We start from the raw sequence: 19,997 nt of genomic DNA on the forward strand, positions 1-19,997 counted from the left end.
GCCGTGATCTTCGAGTACGCGCCCGCGCCGGAGTCCCGCTCCGTCGTCACCCTGCGCGAGACCTACGACCTGTTCGTCGACGGTGAGTTCGCCCCCGCCGAGGGCGGCGAGTACCTCACCACGCTCAACCCCGCCGACGAGACCAAGCTCGCCCAGGTCGCCGTCGCCGGGGAGGCCGACGTCGACCGCGCCGTCGCCGCCGCCCGCCGCGCCTACGACACCGTGTGGAGCAGGATGAGCGGTGCCGAGCGCGGCAAGTACCTGTTCCGCATCGCCCGGATCATCCAGGAGCGCTCGCGCGAGCTGGCCGTGCTGGAGTCCATGGACAACGGCAAGCCCATCAAGGAGACGCGCGACGTCGACCTGCCGCTGGTCGCCGCCCACTTCTTCTACTACGCGGGCTGGGCCGACAAGCTCCGCCACGCGGGCCTGGGCCCCGACCCGCGCCCGCTGGGCGTGGCCGCCCAGGTCATCCCGTGGAACTTCCCGCTGCTCATGCTGGCGTGGAAGATCGCCCCGGCGCTGGCCACCGGCAACACGGTCGTGCTCAAGCCCGCCGAGACCACCCCGCTGACCGCGCTGGTCTTCGCCGAGATCTGCCAGGAGGCCGACCTGCCCCCGGGCGTGGTCAACATCCTCACCGGCGCGGGTGAGACCGGACGCGCGCTGGTCGAGCACCCCGGTACCGACAAGGTCGCCTTCACCGGCTCCACCGAGGTCGGCCGGCGCATCGCCCGCTCCGTCGCGGGCACCGACAAGCGCGTCACCCTGGAACTGGGCGGCAAGGGCGCCAACATCGTCTACGACGACGCGGCGATCGACCAGGCCGTCGAGGGCATCGTCTCCGGCATCTTCTTCAACCAGGGCCACGTGTGCTGCGCCGGGTCCCGGCTGCTCGTCCAGGAGTCGATCGCCGAGGAGCTGCTGCCCCGGTTGAAGGACCGCGTGGCCAAGCTGCGCCTGGGCGACCCGCTGGACAAGAACACCGACATCGGCGCGATCAACTCCGCCGCCCAACTGGAGCGCATCCGCGCGCTGACCGACTCCGGCACGGACGAGGGCGTCGAGCGCTGGTCGCCGGCCTGCGACCTCCCCTCCACCGGCTACTGGTTCGCGCCGACCCTGCTGACCGGCGTCAGCCAGGCCCACCGGGTGGCCCGCGAGGAGATCTTCGGTCCGGTGCTGTCCGTGCTGACCTTCCGCACGCCGGAGGAGGCGGTGGCCAAGGCCAACAACACCCCCTACGGCCTGTCCGCGGGAGTGTGGACCGAGAAGGGCTCGCGCATGCTCTGGACCGCCGAGCGCCTGCGCGCCGGCGTCATCTGGTCCAACACGTTCAACAAGTTCGACCCGACCAGCCCCTTCGGCGGCTACAAGGAGTCGGGATACGGCCGCGAGGGCGGACGGCACGGATTGGAGGCTTACCTTGGCTGAGCGGCGCAAGGGCAACGCCGGGAAGAACCCCGGGAAGGGCGCCGCGGAGACGGCTCCGGTCCCCGGGCGCCTGGCGGTCCGCAAGACCTACAAGCTCTACCTGGGCGGGGCCTTCCCGCGCTCGGAGTCCGGCAGGAGTTACCCGGTGACCTCAGCCAAGGGCGACCACCTGGCCAACACCTCCCTCGCCTCGCGCAAGGACGCGCGCGAGGCCGTCGTGGCGTCCCGCAAGGCCTTCGGCGGCTGGTCGGTGCGCACGGCCTACAACCGCGGCCAGATCCTCTACCGGGTCGCCGAGGTCCTGGAGGGCCGGCGCGAGCAGTTCGTCGCGCAGGCCGTGGCCGCCCAGGGCCTGTCCCGCGACGCCGCCGAACGCGTGGTCTCGGCCGCCGTCGACCGCTGGGTGTACTACGCCGGCTGGACCGACAAGGTCGCCCAGGTGCTCGGCGGGGCCAACCCGGTCTCGGGGCCGTACTACAACCACTCCGCGCCCGAGCCCACCGGCGTCGTGGCCGTGTTCGCGCCTCAGGACGCCCCGCTGCTCGGACTGACCAGTGTGGTCGCCCCGGTCATCGCCACCGGCAACACCGCGGTCGTGGTCACCTCCGAGCGCGCGCCGCTGGCCGCGGTCGACCTGGCCGAGGTCCTGGCCACCTCGGACCTGCCCGGCGGTGTGGTCAACCTGCTCACCGGCCGCGTGGGCGAACTCGGTCCGCACCTGGCCGCGCACGCCGACGTCAACGCCCTGGATCTGACCGGGGCCGGCGACCTGGCCGCGGAGTTCGAGGAGACCGCGGCCACCACGCTGACCAGGGTCGTCCGGCCGGGCCCCGAGGCCGGCGGGGGCGAGGACGCCTGGCTGGACGCCGACCCCGGCACCGCCCGAATGACGCCCTTCCTGGAGACCAAGACCGTCTGGCATCCGATCGGGGTGTGACACTGTCGGACCGGGGCCCGTCCGGGTCCCGGTCCGACGTGGCCGACGAGGAGCGAAGGTGCCGACCAACACCCGAGGACAGACCGACCCCCCCAGACCCGACTCCGAGGACGTGCCGGGCCTGCGCCTGGTGCGCCTGGACCGGACCACGCCCGAGGTCGCACTGCTGCGCCAGGCGGTGCTGCGCCACCGGCTGGCGCCCGGGCAGTCCAAGTACACGGGCCTGCCCGTGGCGACCCTGCCCGCGGCCGACGCCGACCCCGACCGCTTCCCGTTCGCCGTGGTGCGCACCGGTGCCGGGCCGACCGATCCGGCCGCCGCCGGACGGGCCTGTGTCGGCTTCGGCATCATCGACCGGGGCGCCGCCCTCGTGCCGCTGGTCGACGCGCCGGAACGCGCGGTACTGCTGCGCGCCTACTACGTCACGCCAGAATGGCAGGGCCGGGGGGTCGGACGGGCGGCGTGCGCCGCCCCGCTGCTCGACCTCCTGGTCGCGGGCGTGGCTCCCACCACCGCCGAGATCGTGCTGTGCGTCAACGAGGCCAACCGCCAGGCGGAGCGCGTCTACGCGGCCGCCGGGTTCGTCCCCACCGGACGGCGGATCGTGGGGAGCGAGGGTCCGCAGGCCGTCATGTCCCGCCCCCTGTCGACGGGAGTGCACCACGCGCCGCTCCCGCGGCACGAACGAACGGAGAACACCCAGTGACTCGCACACCCCAGGCCGCCGCCGCGGAGGCCGCAACCGAGCTGCGCTCGCGCACCGGTGTGGACGCCTACGACGTCGCCCTGGTCATGGGCTCGGGCTGGGCCCCCGCCGCCGACCTCCTCGGCGACTCCACCCACGAGTTCCCCGCCGCCGACCTCCCGGGCTTCCTCCCACCGGGTGTCGCGGGCCACAGCGGCACCGTGCGCAGCATCAGTGACGGCGACCGCCACATCCTCGCCTTCCTCGGCCGCACCCACCTGTACGAGGGCCACGGCACCGACGCCGTCGTCCACGGGGTGCGCACGGCCGTGGCCGCCGGGGCGCGCACGGTCGTGCTCACCAACGCCGCGGGCGGCATCAACCCCGCCTACCCCGTGGGCTCCGCGGTGCTCATCGCCGACCACATCAACATGACCGCGCAATCCCCGCTGACCGGCGCCACCTTCGTCGACCTCTCCGACACCTACTCCGGCGAGCTGCGCGCACTGGCCCGCTCGGTCGCGCCGGAACTGCCCGAGGGCGTCTACGCCGCGATGCCCGGCCCGCACTTCGAGACCCCCGCCGAGATCCGCATGCTCCGGTCCATGGGCGCCGACCTGGTCGGCATGTCCACCGCGCTGGAGGCCATCGCCGTGCGCGAGGCGGGTGCCCGGGTGCTGGGGCTGTCCCTGGTCACCAACGTCGCCGCCGGGCTGGAGGGCGCCGACCTCGACCACGAGAAGGTGCTGACCACCGGACGCGACGCCGCCGGGACCGTCGGCCGCCTCCTCACCGACATCGTCGCCAAACTCTGAAGGGACCGCGACCGCCGATGACCGACGCCGAACTCCTCACCCGGGCCCGGGACTGGCTCGACCAGGACCCCGACCCCGACACACGCGCCGAACTGGCCGGGCTGCTGGCCCTGGCCGAGGACGGAGGGCGGGCCGCGCTGGCCGACCTCTCCGACCGCTTCGCCGCGAGCCTGGAGTTCGGCACGGCCGGCCTTCGCGGGGCCCTCGGCGCCGGACCCAACCGGATGAACCGGGCGGTGGTCATGCGGGCCGCCGCCGGGATCGGCGCCTGGCTGGGCGGCCGGCTCGGCGGCGGCCGGCACGTGGTCGTCGGCTACGACGCCCGGCACCGCTCCGCCGACTTCGCGGCCGACAGCGCGGCCGTGCTCACCGGGGCCGGGCACCGGGTGTCGGTCCTGCCCGGGCCGCTGCCCACACCCGTGCTGGCCTTCGCCGTGCGCGACCTGGGCGCGGACGCCGGGATCATGGTGACGGCCAGCCACAACCCGCCGCAGGACAACGGCTACAAGGTCTACGTCGGCGGTACCGGCCCCGACGCCGGGGCGCAGATCGTCTCCCCGGTCGACACCGAGATCGCCGCGGCCATCGACGCCGTCGGCCCGGTCGGCTCGCTGCCCCTGGGCGAGGACTGGACCGTGCTGGGCGAGGAGGCCGTGGAGCGCTACCTGGACGCGGTCACCGCGCTGCCGCTGGGCACCGAACGCGACCTCTCCACGGCCTACACCGCCATGCACGGCGTGGGCGGGCGGGTGCTGCTCCGCGCCATGGAACGGGCCGGTTTCGCCCGCCCGGCCGTGGTCGCCGCCCAGTTCGACCCGGATCCCGACTTCCCGACCGTGGAGTTCCCCAACCCCGAGGAGCCGGGCGCCATGGACATGGCCGCGGCCGAGGGGGAGGCGGCGGGGGCGGACCTGGTGATCGCCAACGACCCCGACGCCGACCGCCTGGCGGTGGCCGTACCCGGGCACGGGCTGCTCACCGGCAACGAGGTCGGCGGGCTGCTGGCGGAGTACGTGCTCGACCACACCTCCGGGCCGGACCGGGTGGTGGCCACCTCGATCGTCTCCTCCAGCCTGCTCGGCAAGATCGCGGCGGACCGCGGTGTGCACTACGAGGAGACCCTGACGGGGTTCAAGTGGCTGGCACGGGCCGGGGCACCGGGGCAGCGGCGGGTGTTCTGCTTCGAGGAGGCCCTGGGGTACTGCGTCGGCGGGGACGGCGGCCGTCCGGTGTCCGACAAGGACGGGATCAGCGCGGCGCTGGTCGTGGCGGCCCTGGCCGCGGGTGCCAGGCGTGAGGGGTTGACCCTGGTCGACCTGCTCGACGCGCAGGCCCGACGGTACGGGCTGCACCTGAGCGACCAGCTGTCGGTGCGGGTGGACGACCTGTCGGTCATCGCCGCGGCGATGCGGCGGTTGCGCGCCGAACCGCCCGCCGCGTTCGGCCCCCTGAAGGTCGCGGGAGTCGATGACTTCGCCGGTGGCCGCGGGGATCTGCCGCCGACCGACGCGCTGCGCTTCCGGTTGGAGGGCAGCGTCTGGGGACGCGTGACGCTGCGGCCCTCGGGAACCGAGCCCAAGCTGAAGGCCTACGTCGAGGTGGTGTTGGACGTGGACGGCGACGTGGCGGCCACCCGCGCGCGCGGCTCGGAACTGCTGTCCGAGCTGATGGCCTCGGTCGCCGGTGCGGTCAGTGCGTGATCGGGGACCGGTGGGTCTCCGCCGGGCATGCCCTAGTCGGTCGTCGTGGGCTCCACGACCGGTCGGTGTACGACCTCGTCGATGACGGTGAGCGTCTGGGTGGACGTCACACCGGGGAGCGACTGCAGGCGGGTCAGGATCAGATCGCGCAGCTGGTTGGTGTTGGCGACGCGGACGAGCAGGACGATGTCGGCGGATCCCACCACGTACCAGCAGTACTCGATCTCCGGGTAGGAGGACAGGATCTCCCTGTTGGCCCTCCAGTCGGGCTGGCTGCCGGAGATGAGCACGAGAGCGGTGACCCCGAGACCCATCTTGGAGTGGTCGGTCACCACGGAGTACCCGCGGATGACGCCCTCGTCGGTGAGCCGCTTGATCCGGTTGTAGGCGGTGGCCCGGGAGACGTTCGCGAGTGCGGCGATCTCCGTGATCCCGGTTCGCGCGTCCTTGGCGAGCGCGCTGAGGATGGTCTGGTCGGTCGTATCCGGCCGCCGGCCGTTCCTGCGCTGTTCGCCCATGGCCATGTGCGTGCTCCTCGTGTGCTCTTGTCGTAGCTGTGACCCCTGGTGTCGTCATTGACGGGGGCTAACGAACTACCAGGTAAACGTTGTTTTCGTCCATTGTCGTCTCATGTGGCGAGACGGATGGACCGGAATGCGGACCGGGTCGGGGGGTCGGGCGGAGCGGGCGCTGGGCCCCGTGCTGGCCCGACGTGCCGGGGAGCGCGCCGGGCGTCTGACTGTACTCATGGGTGGATGCCCGCGATGGGAGGGGGGTTTCCCTGACTGGTGAGTAACTACACCGGGCCGTGAAGAACATGGCAGAAGATCTCGCCCCACGCCGTTTTCGGGACTGTTCGTCGCATTTATCGGCCATTTCGTCGACGACTGGTAGGTGGGAGCGCCACCATGGCCGTTCTGGTCCAGCCGGTCACCGGGTGCGTCCCTCGAGGGGCGATCGGTGCTGGTTCGTGGGTGTAAAGGCCGTGGTGTCCTTTTCGGGCTCAGAGTGTCCCTCATTCTGGACGCTTGCGAACAAGAAGCCCTGACTGGTGCTCGTATGTATCAACTATGAGCGGATATCTAGCGCATCTGTCGAGTCTTGCGGAGAATCAGGGAGTAGACCGTGAACCACCCCGAGCCCTGACCGCGCCAGCGACGGGGCCACGTTGGGAGCCGCTCGCATGCCCACCCGTCGCCCGCCATCGCCCCAGGGCCCTCACGGGAAGAGTGGGGCTAACCCCCTCAACGGAGACGCTGCGCGTCCGGAAGTCTCCGACCGTCGCCCGCCATCGCCCCAGGGCCCTCAGGCACCCCACGGCCCTCAGGCACCCCACGGCCCTCACGGGAAGACCTCCACCGGCGACGGATCGATCGCCGTGGACCATCTGCCCGCCGACCTCACCCGTGCGCTCTACCGTCACATGCGGACCGCGCGCGACCTCGACACCGAGGCCATCGCCCTGCAGCGCCAGGGCGTCTTCCCCGCCTACGTCTCGGTCCGGGGCCAGGAGGCCGCCCAGGTCGCCAGCGCATCGGCCCTGGACCCCGCGCGCGACTTCGTCTTCCCGACCTACCGCGAGATGGCCGCCGCCCTCGCCTACGGCGTGGAGATGGTCGGGTACATGGCCACCCACCGCGCCCTCTGGCACGGCGGCCTCTACGACGTCATGGCCTCGCGCTTCGGCGCCGTCAACGCCGTCGTCGGCGGTCCCGTCCCGCACGCGGTCGGCTGGGCGGTGGGCGAGCGGCTGCGCGGCGACGACGGCGTCGCCCTGGCCTACTTCGGCGACGGCGCCAGCTCCGAGGGCGACGTCCACGAGTCGATGAACTTCGCCGGCGTCTTCCGGGCCCCGGTCGTCTTCTTCTGCCAGAACAACCAGTGGGCGCTCTCGGTCCCCAACGACCGCCAGGTCGCCGGCGGTTCGGTCGCCGCCCGCGCCGAGGGCTACGGCCTGCCCGGCGTGCTGGTCGACGGCAACGACGCCGGCGCCGTCCACGAGGCCACCGCCGAGGCCGTGGCCCGTGCGCGCAGGGGGGACGGACCCACCGTCATCGAGGCGCTCACCTACCGTGTCGAGCCCCACTCGACCTCCGACGACCCCACCCGCTACCGCGACGAGGCCGAGACCGCCCGCTGGCGCGAGCGCGACCCCGTCGCCCTCCTGCGCGACGCCCTGCTCGCCGCCGGGCACGCCGCGGAGGCGGACCTGGCCGAGGACGACGCCCGCGCCCGCGAAGAGGCGGCACGGATCCGCGACGGCGTCGCCGCCGCGCCCGAGCCGGACGGGTCCGAACTGTTCACCCACGTCTTCCGGGAGACCACCGAGGAGCTGTCCCGGCAGCGCCGCACCTGGCAGGAAGAGGTCGAGCTGTGACCGAGCTGATCGAGCGCGACGACGCCACCACCGAGCCCCCCACGGTCGAACTGTCCATGCAGCAGGCCATCAACCGCGCCCTGCGCGTCCTCCTGGCCGAGGACCCCTCCACCCTCGTCTTCGGCGAGGACGTCGGCGCGCTCGGTGGAGTCTTCCGCGTCACCGACGGCCTGCAGAAGGAGTTCGGCGACCAGCGCGTCTTCGACACGCCCCTGGCCGAGTCCGCCATCATGGGCATGGCGGTCGGCCTGGCCATGAACGGCTGGCGGCCCGTCCCCGAGCTCCAGTTCGACGGCTTCGCCTATCCGGCCGTCGACCAGATCGTCAACCAGGTCGCACGCATGAACTACCGGACTCGCGGCGCCGCGCCCATGCCGATCACCCTGCGCCTGCCGTCCTTCGGCGGGATCCAGGCCCCCGAGCACCACGGGGAGAGCCTGGAGGCGCTCTTCGCGCACACGCCCGGGCTCAAGGTCGCGGTGCCCTCCGACGCCGCCGAGGCCTACAGCCTCCTGCTGCAGTCGGTGCGCAGCGACGACCCGGTCGTCTACATGGAGCCCAAGGCGCGCTACTGGGACCGAGGCCCGGTCGAACTGCGCGAACCCACCGACCCCATCGGGACCAGCCGCATCGTCCGCCACGGCCGTCACGCCACGCTCATCGCCTGGGGCGCGATGGTGCACCGGTGCTTGAAGGTCGCCGAACTGGCCGCCGAGGACGGCGTCGACCTGGAGGTGCTGGACCTGCGGTGGCTCAAGCCGATCGACGCCGCCGGACTCGCCGCGTCCGTCTCCCGGACCAGGCGCGCGGTGGTCGTGCACGAGGCCCCGCTCACCGCGGGCCTGGGCGCCGAGGTGGCCGCCCTGGTCACCGAGAACTGCTTCCGGGACCTGGCCGCGCCGGTCCAGCGCGTCACCGGATTCGACGTGCCCTACCCCGCCGGACCCCTCGAACCGCAGTACCTTCCGACCATCGACCGCGTCCTGTTCGCGGTCCAACGGACCCTGGAGTACTAGACCGACCATGGCAGAAGAGAACGTCACCTTCACGCTTCCGGACCTGGGCGAGGGCCTGGTCGAGGCGACCGTCCTGGAGTGGCAGGTCGCCGTGGGCGACCGCGTCGAGCGCAACGCCCCGCTGGTGGAGGTGGAGACGACCAAGTCGGCCGTGGTCATCCCCTCGCCCAAGGAGGGGCGGATCGTGGAGCTGCACGCCGAGGAGGACGAGGTCGTGGCCGTGGGCGCGCCCCTGGTCACCTTCGCCGTCGAGGCGGACGCGCCGCAGGCGGGGATCGTGGGGCGCGTGCCCACCGAGGAGGCCAGGCCGGCCCGTCGCGTTCGGCTCAAGCCGCCCACGGACTGACTTTCCCCGCCGGCCGCCCGGACTGGACGTGTCCACGAACCGGGCGGCCTTCCGGGCGGTTCTTTTATAGGAACATCTGAATGGTCCTTCGGATTTTTCGGATCATTCTCCGACCCTGGCAAAGGACAGAAGGAATCATGACCGCGAATCTCGCCGGAGACGTAACAATGCGCTATGTGGATTTGCGGCCGGAGGAGCCGGGCGAGGCGGTCCCCGTCCTTCTCCTGCATGGTTTCGGCACCACCTTCGACATGAATTGGCGCGCCACGGGCTGGACCCAGGCCCTGGCGGACGCCGGGCGCCGCGTCCTGGGGCCCGACCTGCGGGGCCACGGCGCCAGCGACAAGCCCGCCGACAGCGGCTCCTACCTGCCCGAACACTACGTCGCCGACCTGGTCGCGATGCTCGACGAGCTGGATGTGGCCCGGGTGGACGCGGTGGGCTACTCCATGGGCGCCCGCCTGGCCTGGGAGCTGGCCCTGCGGCACCCCGGCCGGGTGCGCTCCCTGGTCCTGGGCGGCTTCGGCCCGGGCGACGCCTTCGCCGGCACCGACCTGTCCGATCCGGGCTCCGGCGACACCCCCTTCGACCATGTCTTCCGCACGGTCGCCGCGCTGCCGGGCAACGACCCCGCGGCCCTGGCCGCCTGCGCCCGGGGTCAGGCCTCGCGCCCCTTCGGCGCCGATCCGCTCCCCGTCGGCGTGCCCGTCCTCCTGGTCTCCGGGGCCCGGGATACCCTCGCCGCGGGCGCGGAGGGCCTGGCGTCGCGCTGCGGCGGGACGTACGTGGAGGTTCCGCGGAGGGACCACGCCAACGCGGTCTCCTCGCGGGCCTTCAAGGAGGCCGTCGTGGAGTTCCTGGGGGAGCGGGCCCATGGGCGGGGCGCCGGAGACGCTCCGCCGGTTGGGTAGGCCGGTCTAGACCGGTCGCGGTGACGTGCGTCTCGGCACGTTCGGTGACCTGCCGGGCGCGCGGGGTGGTAGTGGCTGCCAGGAAGGGGGAACAGGAGGTCGAAAACGGTCTCCCGATTCCGGGTTGGCCCGTCCGAGTGTGCTCTTGGTAACTTCCGAGTAAGGACCCGTGTCGCTCTGCTCTCGCCTTCATAACAACTCCGCCCGTTGGTTAGGTGTACTTTCGGCCAGCGGATATTGTCCGGCAGCAGAACTCAGGTCGGTTCCGCGCGAATGTGGGCCGCTGAGAGGGCGAAGGGGAGAGTTACCGAAGTGAAGCGCAGGAACGCAGCCAAGTTCGCCGCGATCGCGGCAGCGAGTGTGCTGGCCCTCACCGCATGCGACAACCCGGCCGGGGAGAGCGGCTCCGAGACGGAGGGCGAGGAGTCCTCCGACGTCCGCGTGGGGCTGGCCTACGACGTCGGCGGTCGTGGAGACCGCTCGTTCAACGACTCCGCCTACCGCGGTCTGGAGCGCGCGGCCGAGGAGCTGGGCGTGGAGACCCGTGACTTCGAGCCGAGCGACGGCGAGGCCGAGTCCGCCAAGGCCGACCGCCTGGCCACCATGGCCGAGGAGGGCTTCGACGTCGTCATCGCCGTCGGGTTCGCCTACGCCGAGTCCGTCGAGTCCGTGGCCGCCGACTACCCGGACGTCCACTTCGCGATCGTGGACTCCGAGATCGAGGGCATCGACAACGTCACCAGCCTGGTCTTCGCCGAGGAGCAGGCCTCCTTCCTGGCCGGTGCCGCCGCGGCGCTGTCCACCGAGGAGGACCACGTCGGCTTCATCGGCGGCGTGGAGACCCCGCTGATCCAGAAGTTCGAGGCCGGGTTCGTCCAGGGCGTGGAGCACGTCGACTCCGACATCAACATCGAGATCGACTACCTGAGCCAGCCGCCGGACTTCAGCGGCTTCTCCGACCCGGCCCAGGGCCGCGAGGCCGCCCAGGCCCAGTACGACCGCGGCGCCGACGTCATCTACCACGCGGCCGGCGCTTCCGGCAACGGTGTCCTGCAGGCCGCCGAGGAGAACGACTTCCTCTTCGTCGGTGTCGACAGCGACCAGTACGAGAACGCCGAGGAGTCCCAGAAGCCCTACGTCCTCACCTCCGCCATCAAGCAGGTGGACGTGGCCGTCTTCGAGATGATCGAGTCCGTCGTGGAGGGCGACCCGCAGTCGGGCATCCAGCGCTTCGACCTGGCCGACGGCGGCGTGGACTACACCAAGTCCAACGAGGAGCTGATCAGCCCGATCGAGGAGGAGCTGGACGGGCTCAAGCAGCAGATCATCGACGGCGAGATCGAGGTCTCGTCCACGCCGTAGCGTGAACCGTGCGCGGCCCGCGCCAGGGGGCAACACCCCCGCGCGGGGCCGTCGCACACACCCGAGGGCGGCACCGGACACGGGAGGGATCCCGCGGCCGGTGCCGCCCCGGTCGCCGTTCCGCGCCGGCGGCGGGCGCGCCCGGAGCGGGCCCCGCCCCGCCGCGATTCCCACAAGGAGACAGATGAGCAGCACGCCATCGGGCGTGGAGACCTCCGGTCCTCCCGCCGTTGAGCTGCACGGGATCACCAAGCGTTTTCCCGGCGTCGTGGCCAACCACGACATCGACATCACCGTGGCTCCCGGTACCGTGCACGCCATCGTCGGCGAGAACGGGGCTGGCAAGTCCACCCTGATGAAGACCCTCTACGGCATGCACCGCCCGGACGAGGGACGCATCCTCATCCGGGGCCAGGAGGTGCGCTTCCACTCGCCCTCCGACGCCATCAGGCACGGCATCGGCATGGTGCACCAGCACTTCATGCTCGCCGACAACCTCAGCGTGCTGGAGAACGTGGTCCTGGGCGCCGAGCGCGAGTACGGCATCGGCCGCCGCGCACGGGCCCGCATCCAGGAGCTGTCCGACCAGTACGGGCTCGGGGTCGACCCCGACCGTCTGATGGAGGACCTGGGCGTCGGCGACCGCCAGCGCGTGGAGATCCTCAAGGTCCTCTACCGCGGCGCCAAGACGATCATCCTCGACGAGCCCACCGCGGTGCTGGTCCCGCAGGAGGTCGACGAGCTCTTCGACAACCTGCGCGAGCTCAAGCGCGAGGGCCTCACCGTCATCTTCATCTCGCACAAGCTCGACGAGGTCCTGTCCGTCGCGGACGAGATCACCGTCATCCGGCGGGGCACCACCGTGGCCACCGCCGACCCCGGCGCCACCACCGCCCGCGAGCTGGCCACGCTGATGGTCGGCGGCGAGCTGCCCGTCCCCGAGCTGCGCGAGTCCACGGTGACCGACCACGTGGTCCTGTCCCTGGACGGCGTCACCGTCGCCGCCCCCGACGGCCGGCCCGTCGTGGACGGCGTCAGCGTCGACATCCACCGGGGCGAGATCGTCGGCATCGCGGGCGTCGAGGGCAACGGCCAGTCCGAGCTGATCGCGGCGATCATGGGCATGCGGCCCGTCTCCTCCGGCTCCATCGCCCTGGAGGGCCAGGACATCACCGGCTGGTCCACGCTCAAGGTGCGCGAGGCCGGTGTCGGCTACATCCCCGAGGACCGCCACCGGCACGGCGTGCTGCTGGAGTCCCCGCTGTGGGAGAACCGCATCCTGGGCCACCAGACCAAGGCGCCCAGTGTGCGCGGGCGCTGGATCAACAAGGCGGGGGCGCGCGCCGACTCCGAACGGATCGTCGAAGAGTACGACGTGCGCACGCCCAACATCGACGTGATCGCCGACGCGCTCTCCGGCGGCAACCAGCAGAAGTTCATCATCGGCCGGGAGATGAGCGGCACGCCGCGCTTCCTGGTCGCCGCGCACCCCACGCGGGGTGTGGACGTGGGGGCCCAGTCCGCGATCTGGGAGCAGCTGCGCGAGGCGCGGGCCGCCGGGCTGGCCGTCCTGCTGGTCTCGGCCGACCTCGACGAGCTGATCGGCATGTCCGACACCCTCCACGTGATCCTGCGCGGCCGCCTGGTCGCCCAGGCCGACCCGACCACCGTCACCCCCGAACAGCTGGGCTCCGCCATGACCGGCGCCGGCCTGCACGGGGAGGACGGTCCAACAGAAGGTGACAGCGGTGCTGACGGTGCAGACGGTGCCGACCGAAACGAGAACGGGGGCGGAGCATGACTGACGCGAACCGCCCCGCCCGGAGCCTTCCGGGCCCGGCCGCCCTGGCCATCGCCGCAGTGCTGGGCACGGCGGTCACCTTCGTCGTCGACATGGGGCTGCTCTGGTGGGCCGCGCTCATCATCGGCGTCGTCGTGGCCTTCGCGTTCGTGGGCCTGACCCGGAACATGGTGCCGGAGGAGTTCCGGAGCGGAGCCGACGGCACCCGGGAGGAGGGCACGGCCCTCCACAACACCCTGGTCGTCCCGATCGCCCTGGCGTTGTCGGTGGCCGGCGGCCTGCTGTCCGCGTGGCTGCTGGACCTGCAGCTCATCGAGCCGGTCGCGGCCGCCCTGGGCGGCCTCATCGGCTCGGCGCTGGCGTTCGTGCTGTTCCACCGGCTGGGCGCGATGCTGGCCCTGTCCTTCGCCGCGGTCATGGTCGCCGGTGTGATCGCCACGGCCGTCACCGCCGCGGTCCTGTTCTTCAGCGGGATCCCCCCGACGGCCACCTTCGCGCGCATGCTGGAGTACGGGACACGGCCCGACAGCATGGTGCAGATCATCAACGACAGCACCACGTACTACCTGGCCGCCGTGGCCGTGGCGATCGGCTTCAAGATGAAGCTGTTCAACATCGGCGTGGACGGCCAGTACCGGCTCGCGGCGCTGCTCGCGGCGGCCGTCGGCGGCTACCTGATCATGCCGCCGGTCATCAGCCAGATCGTCGTCATCGTCACGGCCGTGGCGGTGGGCGGCGCCTGGGCGGGGATCGCCGGGTACCTGAAGGTGGCGCGGGGCGTGTCCGAGGTGATCTCCACGATCATGCTCAACGCCATCGCCACCGGCATCACCGCCTACCTGCTGAGCACCGACCGGCTCGCGGTGCAGATCAGCACCAACAACATCGGCACCCCGCCGATGGAGGAGTCCTCGTGGGTGCCCGGCATCCCCGCGGGCTTCCTCGGCTCGGACCACAAGATCTTCGGCCTGGTGTTCCTGGCCGCCGCGGTCGGCGTCGCCTACTCGGTGATGCTCAACCGCACGCGCTTCGGTTTCGAGCTGCGGGCCACCGGCCAGTCGCAGTCGGCCGCCGAGGCCAGCGGCGTCAACGTCAAGAAGATGGTGTTCCTGTCCATGCTCTTCTCGGGCATGGTCGCCGGGCTGGTGGGCCTGCCCCAGCTGCTCGGGAGCTCGCACTACTACGCGCTGGACTTCCCGACCGGGATCGGCTTCATCGGCATCGCGATCGCGCTGCTGGGCCGCAACCACCCGGTCGGTATCGTCTTCGCCGCCCTGTTCTGGTCCTTCCTGAACCAGGCGGCGGGCATCCTGCCCTTCGACGCCATCCCGCAGGAGATCGCGGTCATCGCGCAGGCCACCATCGTGCTCACCGTCGTGGTCGTCTACGAGGTCGTGCACCGTTGGGGCCGGCGCTACCAGCAGCAGCAGATCGGTCGACAACTCGACGGCACCGTCGAGACCACGGGTGGCGGTGAGGCGAAGTGAGCCAGGAACTCGACGTGATGGAACCGGTGCGCAGGCCGGCGGCCCGCTCCACCGGGCTGGGCCGTTGGCGCCTGTTGTCCCTGGTGGGCGCGGTGTTCGTGTCCCTCGCGGGACTGCGGGTCATCACCGGCCAGGACATGCTCATCGACGCGGGCACGATCAACACCACGCTCACCTTCGCGGTGCCCATCGGCCTGGCCGGTCTGGGCGGCCTGTGGGCCGAGCGCGCGGGCGTGATCAACATCGGCCTCGAGGGCATGATGATCCTGGGCACCTGGTTCGGTGCCTACTTCGCCTGGGCCTTCGACAGCCCCTGGATCGGCCTGCTGGCCGGCGTCCTGGGCGGCATGGCGGGCGGCCTGCTGCACGCCGTGGCCACGGTGACGTTCGCCGTGGACCACATCGTCTCCGGTGTGGCGATCAACATCCTCGCGCTCGGCGCGATGCGCTACATGTCGATCCTGCTGTACTCGGACGTGCCCGGAGCGGGCGCGGCCCAGTCGCCGAGCACACCGGGCTTCCCCACGCTCGGCCTGCCGTTCGTGGGCGAGGCGCTGGGGCCGGTCGCCGACCGCGGCTGGTTCCTGGTCAGCGACCTCGCCTCGGTGGTGGTCGGCCTGACCACCCGCATGTCGGCGCTGACGCTCGTGGCGCTGCTGATGATCCCGCTGACCTACCTCGTGCTGTGGCGGACCGCGTTCGGCCTGCGGCTGCGCTCGGTGGGCGAGAACCCCGACGCCTCGGAATCCCTCGGTGTGCGGGTCTACAGCCTCAAGTACGTCGCGGTCGTGGTGTCCGGCGGTCTGGCGGGCATGGGCGGTGTGTTCCTGGCGCTGGTGGCCTCCAACATCTACCAGGAGGGGCAGACGGGCGGTCGCGGGTTCATCGGTCTGGCCGCGATGATCTTCGGCAACTGGCGGCCCGGCGGCGTCGCCATGGGCGCCGGTCTGTTCGGCTACACCGACGCGCTGCAGCTGCGCGGCGGCGGCGAGGCCATCCACGCGCTGCTGCTGCTCCTGGCGGCCGTGCTGCTGGTGGTGGCGGTCTGGCAGGTCCGCAAGGACCGCAAGGGGATCGCCGTCGCCAGTGTGGTGGCCGGTGTGCTGCTGTTGGCCTGGTACTTCACCACCGACTCGCTGCCGCGCGAGCTGGCGACCTACAGCCCGCACATCACCACGCTGCTGGTGCTGTCGCTGGCCTCCCAGAGGCTGCGACCGCCGGCGGCCATCGGCAAGCAGTGGAGGGCGAGCCGCTCATGACCGACACGTCACCGACGCACGGATCCGTGGACTGGGCCGCACTGCGCGAGGCGGCCCGGGAGGCCATGGGACACGCCTACGCCCCTTACTCGCAGTACCCGGTGGGGGCGGCGGCGCTGGTCGACGACGGCCGGGTCGTCACCGGCTGCAACGTGGAGAACGCCTCCTACGGGGTGGGCCTGTGCGCCGAGTGCGGACTGGTCAGCGCGTTGCACGCGACCGGCGGCGGCCGGCTGACCGCGTTCGCCTGTGTCGACGGGCGCGGCGAGGCCCTGATGCCGTGCGGGCGCTGCCGCCAGCTGCTCTTCGAGCACGGCGGTCCGGACCTGCTGATCGACACGCCCGAGGGCGTCTGGACCCTGGACCGGGTCCTGCCGCAGGCCTTCGGACCGCACAACCTCGCCTGATCCGCACTGGGCGTCCCCCCGGTACCGCCGGGGGGACGCCCTTCTTTCGTTCACGAAGGGCACTGACATGGACGCCATCGAGGTCATCCGCGCCAAGCGCGACGGGGCGGAGCTGAGCCCGGAGCAGATCGACTGGGTGATCGCCGCCTACACCCGCGGCGAGGTCGCCGAGGAGCAGATGTCGGCGCTGGCCATGGCGATCTACCTGCGGGGGATGAACCGGGCCGAGGTCAGCCGCTGGACCCTGGCGATGCTGGCCTCCGGCGACCGGCTGGACTTCTCCGACCTGGACCGGCCCACCACCGACAAGCACTCCACCGGCGGTGTGGGCGACAAGATCACCCTGCCGCTCACCCCGACCGTCGCCGCCTGCGGGGCGGCCGTGCCGCAGCTGTCGGGGCGCGGACTCGGCCACACCGGCGGCACGCTCGACAAGCTGGAGTCCATCCCCGGGTGGCGGGCGGAGCTCTCGCCCCAGGAGATGCGCGGGGTGCTGGACACCACCGGCGGCGTGATCTGCGCGGCCGGACCGGGGCTGGCCCCGGCGGACCGCAGGCTCTACGCGCTGCGCGACGTCACCGGCACCGTGGAGTCGATCCCGCTGATCGCGGCCTCCATCATGAGCAAGAAGCTCGCCGAGGGCACCGGGTCGCTGGTACTCGACGTCAAGGTGGGATCGGGTGCGTTCATGAAGGACGCCGCCTCGGCCCGCGAACTCGCCCGAACGATGGTGGACATCGGCAACGACAACGGGGTGCGCACGGTCGCCCTGCTCACCGAGATGGGCACGCCGCTGGGGCGCGCGGTGGGCAACGCGCTGGAGGTGGCCGAGGCCGTGGAGGTGCTCTCCGGCGGCGGTCCGGCCGACGTCGTGGAGCTGACCGTGGAGCTGGCGCGCGAGATGCTCGCCGCGGCGGGTCTCACCCCCGGTGAGAACGGCGTGAAGGATCCGGCGGAGGCGCTGCGCGACGGCAGCGCGCTGGCCTCGTGGGAGGCGCTGGTGCGGGCGCAGGGCGGCGACCCCGCGGCGCCGCTGCCGGTGGCGGCCGAGCGCCGGGTGGTGCTCGCCCCCGCCTCGGGCACGCTCACCCGCCTGGACGCCTACCAGGTCGGGCTGGCCGCCTGGCGCCTGGGCGCCGGCCGGGCCCGCAAGGAGGACGCGGTGTCCTTCGGCGCGGGGGTCACCCTGCACGCCAAGCCCGGTGAGGGGGTGGCGGCGGGCGAACCGCTGTTCACGCTGCACGCCGACGAGCCCGAGCGCTTCGACCGCGCCGCCCAGGCCCTGGAGGGCGCCTTCGACATCGGGGCCGACGTCGCCTTCGAGGAGCGCCCGCTGGTCATCGACCGCGTCGCCTGACTCCGGGGCGACCCGGCCGGGGCCGCGCCTGACCCCGGGCCGGCGCGGCCCCTGCGTGACCGAGGGCGGCCGCCGCCCGGGGAACGGCCCGCCCCGCCGGCACCCGACCCGGGGGACCGTCACCGCCCGGCGCGGGCGGCACGGATGGAGGCGGCCGCCACCGCCAGCGCCTCCGGGAACCGGTGGGCGCGCGGGGCTCCGTAACCGACGACCACGCCCGGGCGTCGCGCCCCCGCCGAGCCCTCGGCGAACCGTCCGAGCCCCTCCAGAGCGAGCCCGCGCCGGGCGGACTCGGCCTCGACCACGTCCTCCCGCACACCGTCCGGTAGTTCGACCAGGCAGTGCAGCCCCGCGCGCAGGCCGGTGACCCGGCAGTCCGGAAGGCGGTCGGTGACGGCGGCGTCCACGGCCTCCCTGCGCGACCGGTACAGGTGGCGCAGGCGCCGCACATGGCGGTCGTAGTCGTGGCCGCGGACGAACTCCGCGAGTGCGAGCTGGTTGACCGCGTCCTGGCCGCCGCCCGCCGTCCCCCGGGCCTCCATCAGTTCGGGCAGCAGCGACGGTGGCGCCACCGCCCACGCCAGCCCGATCCCGGGCGCGAGCGCCTTGCTGGCGGTCCCCGCGTAGAGCACGTGGTCGGGAGCCAAGGCCTGGAGTGCGCCGATCGCTCGTCGGTCGAACCGGAACTCGCCGTCGTAGTCGTCCTCCACGATCAGCGCGCCCGTGCGCCGTGCCCACCGCACCAATCGCCCCCGACGTTCGGCGGACAGGGGTACACCGGTGGGGAACTGGTGAGCCGGGGTGAGCAGGACCGCGTCGGCGCCGCACTCCTCCAACCGGGAGACGTCCGCGCCGTCCCCGTCCACCGGCAGCGCGGCCGTGCGGAGCCCGTGGGCGCGGATGATCCGCCGATGCCGCCCGTGCCCGTACTCCTCCACCGCGACCACCCGTGCGCCCCGCTCCCCCAGCGAGCGGCAGACCAGGGCGAGCAGGTCACCGAATCCGTGCCCCACGAGGTGGCGGCGGGGCCGTCCGCCTGGCACCTGGCCCTGCGCCGGGCCCCGGATGACCTGCAGGCCCAGTACCAGGCGGTGTTCGGCATGGCCGGGTCCGTCGCCCGCATCCTGGGCTCGGCGCTCGCCCTGCCGCTGGTGCTCACCGCGGGGGCGCCCGGATGGTGGGTGCTGGGCGCGGTCATGGCGTCCGCCGCCGGGGTCCTGGCCCTGGTCGCACTGCGCGGTGGCGGCCTCAGGCGGGTGCGGTGACCCGGATCTTCGACTGGCGGTGCGGCCGTTCCTCCCAGTCCTGCATGAACCGGGCGGTGAGCCCGTGCCGCTCGGCGAGGGACAGGAGCGTGCTCGTCCGGTAGTAGAAGTCCTCCCGCAGGACGTGGTGCTCGGTGCCCTGGGTGCGGTTGAAGGTGAAGTCGAAGAAGCCGCCGGGGGCCAGGACGCGGCCGACGTGGGCCAGGCACTCGTCGATCACCTCGATGGGCGAGTGGGAGAAGACGCTGTGCGCGTGGACCACGTCGAAGTGGTGGTCGGGCAGGAAGTCGAAGGTGAGGTCACCGGTGACGGTCAGGTGGGGCAGCTTGTCCTGGAGCCCCCGCGCGACCAGCTCCTTCTTGGCCTCGATCACGATGTCGGGCGAGATGTCGATCCCGTAGTAGCGGTGGGGGTCGAGGTGGGAGATGACGCGCCAGCCCGCCCGCAGGTTTCCGCAGCCGATCTCCAGGAACCGGTGCTCCGGCCGCAGCCCGTGCTCGACCAGGTAGTCGAACTGCATCTTGCCGAGCGCGAGCCACCGCTCCTCGTTCCGGCTGCCCACGGCCGCCTTCGGGTCGCGCGCGGTGTCGGCGGCCATCACCGCCCGGTAGTAGGCGACGTGGTCGCGGTGCAGGAGGCGCAGGCGCAGGTCGCGCGCGCCGCGCCGGACGTACGGCAGGACGCGCTCGGGATGGCGCGCCGCCTGCTGGATCCTGTGCAGCCAGGAGGCTCGGTTCACACGAAGGGATGCGGGCGTCCTCGTTGCCATGGGTGTCCCTCTCGGAGCCGGTTCCGGTGCCGTCGCACCGTGTACACCGTTCCGGTTGTAGCAGGTGGG

At 72.3% G+C, this 19,997-nt stretch carries 19 protein-coding genes; 16 read left to right on the forward strand and 3 right to left on the reverse strand.

The annotated features are described in order from the left end of the window. Positions 1 to 3: 3 nt before the first annotated feature. Genes HNR10_RS24920 through HNR10_RS24940 form a run of 5 tightly spaced genes read left to right on the forward strand, consistent with a single transcriptional unit; the run spans position 4 to position 5,571 of the window. A complete protein-coding gene (locus tag HNR10_RS24920; RefSeq protein ID WP_179827525.1) occupies positions 4 to 1,434 on the forward strand; it encodes an aldehyde dehydrogenase family protein in 1,431 nt (476 codons plus the stop codon). Continuing rightward, the gene (locus HNR10_RS24925; protein ID WP_179827527.1) at positions 1,427 to 2,371 is read left to right on the forward strand and encodes an aldehyde dehydrogenase family protein; all 945 of its coding nucleotides are present in this window, start codon (positions 1,427 to 1,429) and stop codon (positions 2,369 to 2,371) included. The genes HNR10_RS24920 and HNR10_RS24925 overlap by 8 nt, the downstream gene beginning before the upstream one ends. Before the next feature lie 58 nt (positions 2,372 to 2,429). Continuing rightward, positions 2,430 to 3,077, forward strand: coding sequence for a GNAT family N-acetyltransferase (locus HNR10_RS24930; RefSeq protein WP_179827530.1), 648 nt, complete (start codon positions 2,430 to 2,432; stop codon positions 3,075 to 3,077). Then, positions 3,074 to 3,871 carry a purine-nucleoside phosphorylase gene (locus tag HNR10_RS24935; RefSeq protein ID WP_179827532.1) on the forward strand — a complete coding sequence of 266 codons (798 nt, stop codon included), beginning with the start codon at positions 3,074 to 3,076 and terminating at the stop codon, positions 3,869 to 3,871. Before HNR10_RS24930 ends, HNR10_RS24935 begins: the two co-directional genes overlap by 4 nt. Positions 3,872 to 3,888: 17 nt before the next feature. Next, on the forward strand, positions 3,889 to 5,571 hold the full coding sequence (locus tag HNR10_RS24940; RefSeq protein ID WP_179827535.1) for a phospho-sugar mutase: 1,683 nt from the start codon (positions 3,889 to 3,891) through the stop codon (positions 5,569 to 5,571). A 32-nt stretch (positions 5,572 to 5,603) separates the two neighbouring features. Here the strand turns inward: HNR10_RS24940 and HNR10_RS24945 are convergent, their stop codons facing one another. After that, a complete protein-coding gene (locus HNR10_RS24945; protein ID WP_179827537.1) occupies positions 5,604 to 6,095 on the reverse strand; it encodes an Lrp/AsnC family transcriptional regulator in 492 nt (163 codons plus the stop codon). 854 nt (positions 6,096 to 6,949) lie between these two features. Between HNR10_RS24945 and HNR10_RS24950 the strand changes: the two genes are divergently transcribed. The 10 genes from HNR10_RS24950 (at position 6,950) to HNR10_RS24995 (ending at position 17,894) form a co-directional block, all read left to right on the forward strand. After that, positions 6,950 to 7,948 (forward strand): thiamine pyrophosphate-dependent dehydrogenase E1 component subunit alpha, encoded by a 999-nt coding sequence (locus HNR10_RS24950; RefSeq protein WP_179827539.1) that lies wholly within the window; start codon positions 6,950 to 6,952, stop codon positions 7,946 to 7,948. Then, positions 7,945 to 8,964 carry an alpha-ketoacid dehydrogenase subunit beta gene (locus HNR10_RS24955; protein WP_179827541.1) on the forward strand — a complete coding sequence of 340 codons (1,020 nt, stop codon included), beginning with the start codon at positions 7,945 to 7,947 and terminating at the stop codon, positions 8,962 to 8,964. The genes HNR10_RS24950 and HNR10_RS24955 overlap by 4 nt, the downstream gene beginning before the upstream one ends. 7 nt (positions 8,965 to 8,971) lie before the next feature. Then, on the forward strand, positions 8,972 to 9,310 hold the full coding sequence (locus HNR10_RS24960; protein WP_179827543.1) for a biotin/lipoyl-containing protein: 339 nt from the start codon (positions 8,972 to 8,974) through the stop codon (positions 9,308 to 9,310). A 137-nt stretch (positions 9,311 to 9,447) separates the two neighbouring features. After that, positions 9,448 to 10,221 carry an alpha/beta fold hydrolase gene (locus tag HNR10_RS24965; protein ID WP_179827546.1) on the forward strand — a complete coding sequence of 258 codons (774 nt, stop codon included), beginning with the start codon at positions 9,448 to 9,450 and terminating at the stop codon, positions 10,219 to 10,221. Positions 10,222 to 10,533: 312 nt separating this feature from the next. Continuing rightward, entirely contained in the window at positions 10,534 to 11,583 is a 1,050-nt protein-coding gene (locus HNR10_RS24970; RefSeq protein ID WP_179827548.1) for a BMP family lipoprotein, read from the forward strand. Between the two features lie 184 nt (positions 11,584 to 11,767). Then, positions 11,768 to 13,384, forward strand: coding sequence for an ABC transporter ATP-binding protein (locus HNR10_RS24975; RefSeq protein WP_179827551.1), 1,617 nt, complete (start codon positions 11,768 to 11,770; stop codon positions 13,382 to 13,384). Continuing rightward, entirely contained in the window at positions 13,381 to 14,871 is a 1,491-nt protein-coding gene (locus HNR10_RS24980) for an ABC transporter permease (protein WP_179827553.1), read from the forward strand. Before HNR10_RS24975 ends, HNR10_RS24980 begins: the two co-directional genes overlap by 4 nt. Further along, a complete protein-coding gene (locus tag HNR10_RS24985) occupies positions 14,868 to 16,130 on the forward strand; it encodes an ABC transporter permease (protein WP_179827555.1) in 1,263 nt (420 codons plus the stop codon). Before HNR10_RS24980 ends, HNR10_RS24985 begins: the two co-directional genes overlap by 4 nt. Next, entirely contained in the window at positions 16,109 to 16,537 is a 429-nt protein-coding gene (locus HNR10_RS24990; protein ID WP_179827557.1) for a cytidine deaminase, read from the forward strand. The genes HNR10_RS24985 and HNR10_RS24990 overlap by 22 nt, the downstream gene beginning before the upstream one ends. A 67-nt stretch (positions 16,538 to 16,604) precedes the next feature. After that, positions 16,605 to 17,894, forward strand: a complete 1,290-nt coding sequence (locus HNR10_RS24995) for a thymidine phosphorylase (RefSeq protein ID WP_179827559.1) — start codon at positions 16,605 to 16,607, stop codon at positions 17,892 to 17,894. A gap of 119 nt (positions 17,895 to 18,013) precedes the next feature. Here the strand turns inward: HNR10_RS24995 and HNR10_RS25000 are convergent, their stop codons facing one another. Continuing rightward, the gene (locus HNR10_RS25000) at positions 18,014 to 18,907 is read right to left on the reverse strand and encodes an aminotransferase-like domain-containing protein (protein ID WP_312889411.1); all 894 of its coding nucleotides are present in this window, start codon (positions 18,905 to 18,907) and stop codon (positions 18,014 to 18,016) included. On the opposite strand from HNR10_RS25000, the gene HNR10_RS25005 reads away from it, so the two are divergent. Continuing rightward, positions 18,899 to 19,159, forward strand: a complete 261-nt coding sequence (locus tag HNR10_RS25005) for a hypothetical protein (RefSeq protein WP_246406404.1) — start codon at positions 18,899 to 18,901, stop codon at positions 19,157 to 19,159. The genes HNR10_RS25000 and HNR10_RS25005 overlap by 9 nt on opposite strands. Here the strand turns inward: HNR10_RS25005 and HNR10_RS25010 are convergent. Then, on the reverse strand, positions 19,143 to 19,928 hold the full coding sequence (locus HNR10_RS25010) for a class I SAM-dependent methyltransferase (RefSeq protein ID WP_179827561.1): 786 nt from the start codon (positions 19,926 to 19,928) through the stop codon (positions 19,143 to 19,145). The genes HNR10_RS25005 and HNR10_RS25010 overlap by 17 nt on opposite strands. Between the last annotated feature and the right edge of the window lie 69 nt (positions 19,929 to 19,997).

This window comes from Nocardiopsis aegyptia, from assembly GCF_013410755.1.
In the GTDB taxonomy this organism is placed as follows: Bacteria; Actinomycetota; Actinomycetes; order Streptosporangiales; family Streptosporangiaceae; genus Nocardiopsis; species Nocardiopsis aegyptia.

Bases quoted from the DNA above. Each gene is read 5' to 3' on its own strand.
- HNR10_RS24940 (WP_179827535.1), top strand. From the start codon at position 3,889: ATGACCGACGCCGAACTCCTCACCCGGGCCCGGGACTGGCTCGACCAG.
- HNR10_RS24945 (WP_179827537.1), bottom strand. From the start codon at position 6,095: ATGGCCATGGGCGAACAGCGCAGGAACGGCCGGCGGCCGGATACGACC.
- HNR10_RS24960 (WP_179827543.1), top strand. From the start codon at position 8,972: ATGGCAGAAGAGAACGTCACCTTCACGCTTCCGGACCTGGGCGAGGGC.
- HNR10_RS24965 (WP_179827546.1), top strand. From the start codon at position 9,448: ATGACCGCGAATCTCGCCGGAGACGTAACAATGCGCTATGTGGATTTG.
- HNR10_RS24975 (WP_179827551.1), top strand. From the start codon at position 11,768: ATGAGCAGCACGCCATCGGGCGTGGAGACCTCCGGTCCTCCCGCCGTT.
- HNR10_RS24980 (WP_179827553.1), top strand. From the start codon at position 13,381: ATGACTGACGCGAACCGCCCCGCCCGGAGCCTTCCGGGCCCGGCCGCC.
- HNR10_RS24995 (WP_179827559.1), top strand. From the start codon at position 16,605: ATGGACGCCATCGAGGTCATCCGCGCCAAGCGCGACGGGGCGGAGCTG.
- HNR10_RS25010 (WP_179827561.1), bottom strand. From the start codon at position 19,928: ATGGCAACGAGGACGCCCGCATCCCTTCGTGTGAACCGAGCCTCCTGG.